The sequence below is a fragment of the Turicimonas muris genome (genome assembly GCF_002221595.1).
In the GTDB taxonomy this organism is placed as follows: Bacteria; Pseudomonadota; Gammaproteobacteria; order Burkholderiales; family Burkholderiaceae_F; genus Turicimonas; species Turicimonas muris.
This window is the reverse complement of the sequence record NZ_NHMP01000018.1, coordinates 1-6,775: the sequence shown is the minus strand read 5'-3', so window position 1 is coordinate 6,775 and position 6,775 is coordinate 1. Positions and strand designations below refer to the sequence as shown.

Annotated in this window: 3 protein-coding genes and 1 pseudogene; 2 read left to right on the top strand and 2 right to left on the bottom strand. The window is 44.0% G+C overall.

Annotation, left to right across the window (positions count from 1 at the left end; all coding sequences use genetic code 11):
- The first annotated feature begins 137 nt into the window (after positions 1–137).
- Together tnpA and ADH67_RS13130 are read left to right on the top strand one after the other, a co-directional pair.
- A pseudogene (tnpA, locus tag ADH67_RS13135) lies at positions 138–513 on the top strand (IS200/IS605 family transposase).
- A 147-nt stretch (positions 514–660) separates the two neighbouring features.
- The gene (locus tag ADH67_RS13130; RefSeq protein ID WP_066595468.1) at positions 661–1,836 is read left to right on the top strand and encodes an ATP-binding protein; all 1,176 of its coding nucleotides are present in this window, start codon (positions 661–663) and stop codon (positions 1,834–1,836) included.
- Positions 1,837–1,947: 111 nt separating this feature from the next.
- On the opposite strand, the gene ADH67_RS13125 is transcribed toward ADH67_RS13130, so the two are convergent.
- Positions 1,948–5,622, bottom strand: a complete 3,675-nt coding sequence (locus tag ADH67_RS13125) for a DEAD/DEAH box helicase (RefSeq protein ID WP_066595470.1) — start codon at positions 5,620–5,622, stop codon at positions 1,948–1,950.
- Between the two features lie 148 nt (positions 5,623–5,770).
- Positions 5,771–6,493 carry an FtsK/SpoIIIE domain-containing protein gene (locus ADH67_RS13120; protein WP_066595472.1) on the bottom strand — a complete coding sequence of 241 codons (723 nt, stop codon included), beginning with the start codon at positions 6,491–6,493 and terminating at the stop codon, positions 5,771–5,773.
- Positions 6,494–6,775: the final 282 nt, after the last annotated feature.

Here is a 6,775-nt window from a genome sequence, read left to right as displayed (position 1 = left end):
CGAGCTTGGGCACCACTAGGGCACAATTCAAATCTAAAAGCTCGTCTTATCTGCATCTTTGTTTCCTGACTTCCTTGGCAAATTAAAATTTGGTCATGGGCTTAGATACTAATATCAGATACGACAGATAATGTCTTTTGAATTTGCATATTCATTTGGTCTTTGCCACAAAGTACACACGATACGTATTTACCAAACAGATATTAGACGCACTGAAAATAATTTTTCCCTCAGTTTGTAATGATTTTGAAGCTGACTTAGTAGTGTTTGATGGCGAAAAATATCACGTTCATTTGTTAATTACTTACCCACCTAAAGTCTCTATATCTCGTTCAGTCAATTCTCTGAAAGAAAGTATCGAGCCGTCTTATTCGAAAAAAGAAATATCCCTCCATTCTTAGCATGTTATGGGGGGATGCTCTCTGAGCTCCTTCTTATTTTGCTGCAAGTTGTGGGGGTGCACCTATTTCTATTATCAAACAGTATATTGAACAACAGAATACGCCTGACTGAAAAAATTATTATATTCGACCCTTATATCACCGTCCTAAAGTACGGTGTTTTACGGGTCGGTCTGATAAATTCGTCAGGATAATATCTGGAAATATATATATTTTCGTTAGTATTATTATCGAAAATGTCTATATTTTCGTCACTATAATGATTGAAAGAGAAATCGCTGAAAGTGTTGCCTCTTCTACTACTCCCAAAGCGGTAGCCATATTTGGGCCTTGCGGAGCAGGCAAGACCACGCTGCTGAATCAAATTGTCGACATCCAACGCTCAAGATGGATCGTGGGAGATCTGTACAGCGGGATCGAGGCTTTGAATCTAAAAACAGAGGCTGATGTTGACGCTCTGCTTAGCTCGGCCAAAACCATCGTGATTGACGAAGCTCAGCGAATTCCAGACATCGGTCTCAAAGTGAAAATTTTGGTTGACCGAAACATCCATAAATCTTGGGGAACGAAGATTTTTCTATCCGGCTCCTCCGCTCTGGACTTAGCCAGCGACATAAAGGAGTCGGCTCTCGGCCGAATTAAGAGCTATCGACTCTGGCCACTCTCTATCGGTGAGTTAGCAAAGTACGACTCTTGGGCTCTAGTAGAAGAGAGACTTGGCAATTTGATGGTATTCGGCATGTTTCCTTCCGTTGTCACGGATCCAAGAGGCGCAAGAGAAAGTCTGATGGAATACCTTGAAACCATGCTCTATAAGGACATCTTTGCAACTTCGATAGTCCGCAAACCGGAGCAGATCATGCATCTGACCAAGCTTTTGGCCAGTCAGATCGGCAGTGAGGTAAATTACGACAATCTCTCCAGAGAAACCGGAATTTCAAAAACGACAATCGTCGAATATCTAGACCTTTTGGAGCAATGCTTCATCATTAGACGGTGCCCCTCGTACAGTAGCGGCACAGTCAGCGAATTGAAAAAAGGCAAAAAAATATATTTTGTCGACAACGGTATCCGCAATGCAGTACTCGAAGACTTTTCGACCTTTTCTTCTAGACATGACGCCGGAGCGTTGTTTGAGAACTTCTTTTTCATGGAGATGCTCAAACATAACGACTACGAAAAAACTTTCGCAACTCAATATTTTTGGAGAACCAAAGCCACGGCAAATACGAAAGTTTCAGAAGTTGATTTTCTTGAAATTAGAGACGCTAAGCCTTACAGGGCTTTTGAGTGCAAGCTTTCGGACAAGATCTCCTCGACCTCTTCCACAAGAAAATTTCAAGAAAAATTTCCGAACTGTCCTATTTCCATCGTTACGCCCAAAAACCTCCGTTCTTTCTTTGATTCCGCAACTGCCAGAGCGGATCAAGGTTAAACTGACCTTGCTCTTCCATCTTTTTCTCCGGTTCGAACCATTAATGGTTTGAATTTCTTGAACCAATCTCCGTTCTCGGAGAAACCAACAGAAGGAAGGAGTCTTGGGAAATTACTGGGCGCTAAGGTTCTCGCTAAGCGTGAAGATTTCTTCAAGCTGTTTATTATCCAGCTCCGTGATCCAATGCTCGCCTGTGGCGACCGTCATTTCCGCAAGTGCCTTTTTACTTTCAATCAAAGTATTAATTTTTTCTTCAAAAGAGTTCGCGGTAATGAAGCGGTAAACGGTGACGTTCTTCTTTTGTCCGATGCGATAAGCTCGGTCTGTCGCTTGATTTTCAACAGCCGGATTCCACCATAGATCAAAATGAATTACAGCAGAAGCCGCTGTAAGATTGAGACCGGTGCCAGCTGCCTTCAATGACAAGATCATCATGCGGCGGCTGCGATCGTTTTGGAAAGAATCTACCAATTCTTGGCGCTGCTTCACGCTCAATCCGCCGTGAATAAATTGCGGCTCCTCTCCGTAACGTTCTTTCAGCCATTGCTCGAGCAAATGTCCCATTTGCCGGAACTGAGTGAAGATGAGAACCTTTTTATCTGCCTCAAACAAATCGTCCAGTATCGCGAATAATCGCTCCATTTTCCCGGAATACTCCGGACCTTTGAAAGGAGAAGACTTTTCAAATTGGATCGGTGCATTGCAAATTTGCTTGAGCTGCATAATCATCTGGATCACGAGAGCAGACCGTTCAAACCGGTCCATGCCTTCGTTAATTAATGCCAGATTTTTATCTACGGTTTCTTGATAAAGCGCAGCCTGTTCAGGTGTGAGTACGCAATAATCATCTTTGACGATTTTGTCGGGAAGATCTTTGATGATACTTTTATCTGACTTCAGGCGCCGCAAGATGAACGGCTCGGTAAGCCTCTTAAACTGATCTGCTACAGCCTGGTTATGGCTCACTTCAATAGGATCGGCATACTCTTTCTTGAATTTGCGCTCAACGCCAAGTAAGCCCGGGTTGGCGGCTTCCATGATGGCCCAATACTCCAGAAGACGATTTTCAACCGGCGTACCGCTCATCGCGATACAGTGATCGGCCTTCAAACCGCGCACCGTCTTCCAGGTCGAGGTTTTGTGATTCTTTATGGCTTGCGCCTCATCTAACACTAAAAGCTTAAATTCTTTTTTCTTAATCTCCGGAGCTCTTCTGAGCGTTCCATATGTGGTCAAAATCACATCGGCATCTTCCTGAAAAACTCGTTGGGGACCATAAAAAGGAAGAATCTTGAGTTGAGGAGTGAACTTTTGGGCTTCTCTGATCCAGTTTGTCAGCAGCGTGGTGGGAACTACTACAAGCGCAGGCCTATTTTTGAACTCATCTCTTGAGCGCATGCTTTCCAAAACCGACAATACCTGCAACGTCTTTCCTAAGCCCATATCATCAGCAAGAATAGAGCCGACACCGATCTTCATATTTCGGAGCATCCAACGATAGCCTCTTTCCTGATAGTCGCGCAGCTTAGCGTTTATCGTGGCTGGAAGAGGAGCTTCCGAATCTTTGAACAGTTTAGCCAAGGCTTTTTTGACAGATTCTCCCAGCACAACATCAGAATCTTCCGTGTGTCCCGAAAGGATTGCACGAATTAGGCCCATAGTATTGAGTTCGGTATTCTTCCCGGCAAGCTTCTTCTTGATTTGTGCAATTTGCACCGGATCCACGAATAAGAATTCGTCATGAAATCGAACGATCTTCCCTGCCTGCTTAAAAAGTTCGGATTCTTCTTGTTGGGAAATTTTCCGATTTCCGACGGCCATTTTCCAATCGAAATCCAACAAAGAAGCCAATCCCAGCAATCCAGTACTTTCTTCCCACTCTTCAGGAAGCTCAAGTTCAAGTTTAACGGCAGGTTTCAAAAGTGTCTGAAGTGACTTCGGAAGCACCAAAGAAACGCCGAGAAGAGAAAGGGCAGGCAACGAGTCAAAAACAAGCGGCGTCAGCTCTTCCATCGTCAGTTGAGTCTGTGCCCTTGTATCTCTCAACAAAGCATAAAGTTCGGGACAGTGATCGGACAACTTAGAAGAAATCTTCATAGCGTCAAACTTATATTGTCCCAGTTCTTCTTTCGTCATGAAGTCCTTGAAAGTGAAGTAATCAAGGCTTTTCTGCCGTCCTTTCGATTGCTCTAGATTGAAACCTAACTCAATCGAAATCGATCTTTCGAAGGCTTCTTTCGTTGTTTCCGCTTTATTTTCGTCTGCGATTAGATCTTTAATGGTGAGTACGGGCCGAAGTTCTTCGCGAGCGATGGTCAAAGAACTTAACCAGTCCGTAAGCCGAAGTCGAGAAGCTGACGCCTCCGGATCATCTTCCACATCAATAAATTCGCCGCCGAACAACGCCGCTTGTTCGTAAATGTCTTTACCAGTGCCGATTAAAGTGGAAAAAGCCTTTTCAATATAGCTTTGAATGAAACCTCCAAGAACAATTTCACCAAGAACTTGATTGTCAACGGCTTCAGGAGCTTTAAGAATTTCAAACTCTTTCGGATCTAAACCTTTGAGCAAGAAGCCAAGGCGCCCCACTAGCTCGCCGATCATTTGTTCGGATACGGCCGGGACCCATTTCACTGCAAAACATTCCGGAACCGGCTGATAAATCGTAGGGACAATGGCGCCTGCAGCCACCAGCTTAGAGGCAATCATCCATGCGTCGTAAAGTGCCTCTATCGTCTCCGGTGTAGAAGAGAGCCGCTTATGGTTTAGAAAACCGGAAAACATTTCGTGGTAATACACCTGAGTTCCGTCTTCGCGTTTAGCTCCCACATATCTTTGAACCAGACCTTTTTTCCCGAGGTCATATTCTTGCCAAGACAGAGCTTCGCTCACGCGCGTCTGTCCCCACGTATTGACGCAAATCATTTCGTGCTCACCGGAAAAGGTTGGAGCCGTGCGCTCTGAAATATTCCGAATCTGCTGATCGGCTATTTTGCCGGCTTCCCGCATGACTTTTCCTGTCAAGGCTCTTAAATCACCATGAATGTATCCTGCAGGTTTTTCCGGGAGTACTTTGAGGATGGATTCCGGATCAAAATTAAACTTAGCAAAAGTAAGCTTGTTTAGATTCTCAAGCCAACTTGCTCTGCCTTCCGGCGTAGAAACATCGAAGGCGTCTGTTTTTTGAGCTTGTTCAATTGGATTTTGCCGAGTCAAAAGGTTTTGCCAGCTCGGAAGTTCAGCTTTTTTAGCGCGCTTTATGTGAATCCCTTCTTTTTCCAATTCTTTGATGAGGTCAATTCCGCGAAGTGTAAAAAGAATAAAGGGATTACTATCGATCTCCTTACTCAAAACATACATGACGGCCGCTATATGTTTACACGGCACGGCATAGTCCGGGCAACTGCACTCCATTTCTAAGTCATGCCAGCTCGTCGGAAACAAGTGGATACCCAGCTTTTCACAGATATTCAAAACCTTCGGATCCAGCTGTCTGGAAGCCAGTTTGACCAACACAAGAGGAGAGTTAGCGATTTGTTTAATCAGTTTTTTAACTTGATTTTCTGAAAAGGACGGCAATTTAATACGAACGCGATAATACGGATCATAATGGCCTTTTACGCGTGCCTTGATGACTCTTCTGGCGGGATCTATTTTAACGGAGAGGACTTTGCCGGTATTAGCGTAGCTCTTGCCTCTCGGAATTCTGTTCTCATAGTCAATATTGCTTAAAGCAGAGAGCCATTGTTTGCCCCACCAAGTCGTGCCGTATTCGGTTCTAGCCATGATCGATTTTCACAGTGCAAAAGTTTGTCTGTGATTTTGACATCAAAAATGGACAGATAGAGACTTTTAGCGAAGAAGTCCTGGAAATCGTCTCTTTCATGGTTTTAACCGCTGCTAATTCCAAGGGAGGATGCTAGAACGCCGAATCTCAGCAATGCGATTTCCAAAAATCAGTGACTCGAATAACTTCATTCATTGACACACGTGCACCTTGAACACGGAGAAGCGGCAAGTCCCGAATACTGCAGAGCATATCGCCAGGCCTGGATAATTTTTCAGTACTATTTTTCCCCAATATTTCTTTAGAGGCGCCAGCACCAGGAGTCTGAAAGCAAATAATCGAGTAACAGCAGCATCTTATAGAAAAAGGAATCTCTTTCCGATTGATAATCGACGTAGCCAAAATTACACGAATTTCCACCCGGCTACCTTCTATCATAATTTTTACGAGCAATTCCTCAGCTTCTTTTCCGTAAAAATGAAGCAAATCGGAAAATTCATCAATGACAACAACTATATCTGGAAAAATCTCGTGTGTACCCGGCGGGAGCTTGATCGGTTTTCCACGCCGATAACACCCGAACAATCGTTTATGCAGATATCTCAGAGAATTCATATCTATGGCATTTTTCAGATGTTCCCTTCTCTCTATTTCAGAAGCCAGCCAAGCCAGAGAACGCATAGCACTATCTACTCCGGCGCATATCGGTTGGCAAAGATGAGGAATGCCGTCGAAATCGGCATATTCCACAATTTTGGTGTCAACAATGATTAATCTGAGGTGCTCAGGTGTATTTGTACACAGCATTGAAAGCAGCATCTCGCGACTGGCAACGGATTTTCCGGTTCCTGCAGGCCTCCATCCACCCATCCCACAGAGCGTGCTATAGAGGAATTTCTTGTGCCTACCTCTAAGCCTTGGATGGAGGCCTTCTCGGATTGTTCAATTAAAGGAGTTATCCCAGCAGGAGTCTCAGAGTTGGAAAAATTGTTTTTAGGAACTTCTTTAATGAAGATAACTTAACCAATTAAGCGTCAAGATACGACACAAAAAAGTTATAAAGCAAGCCGACAATTCTGGCTAATCAAATCCGCTGGAAAGCAAAGAAAAATGGCATTGGAACTCCTAAATTTTCTAAACACTTGGGAACAG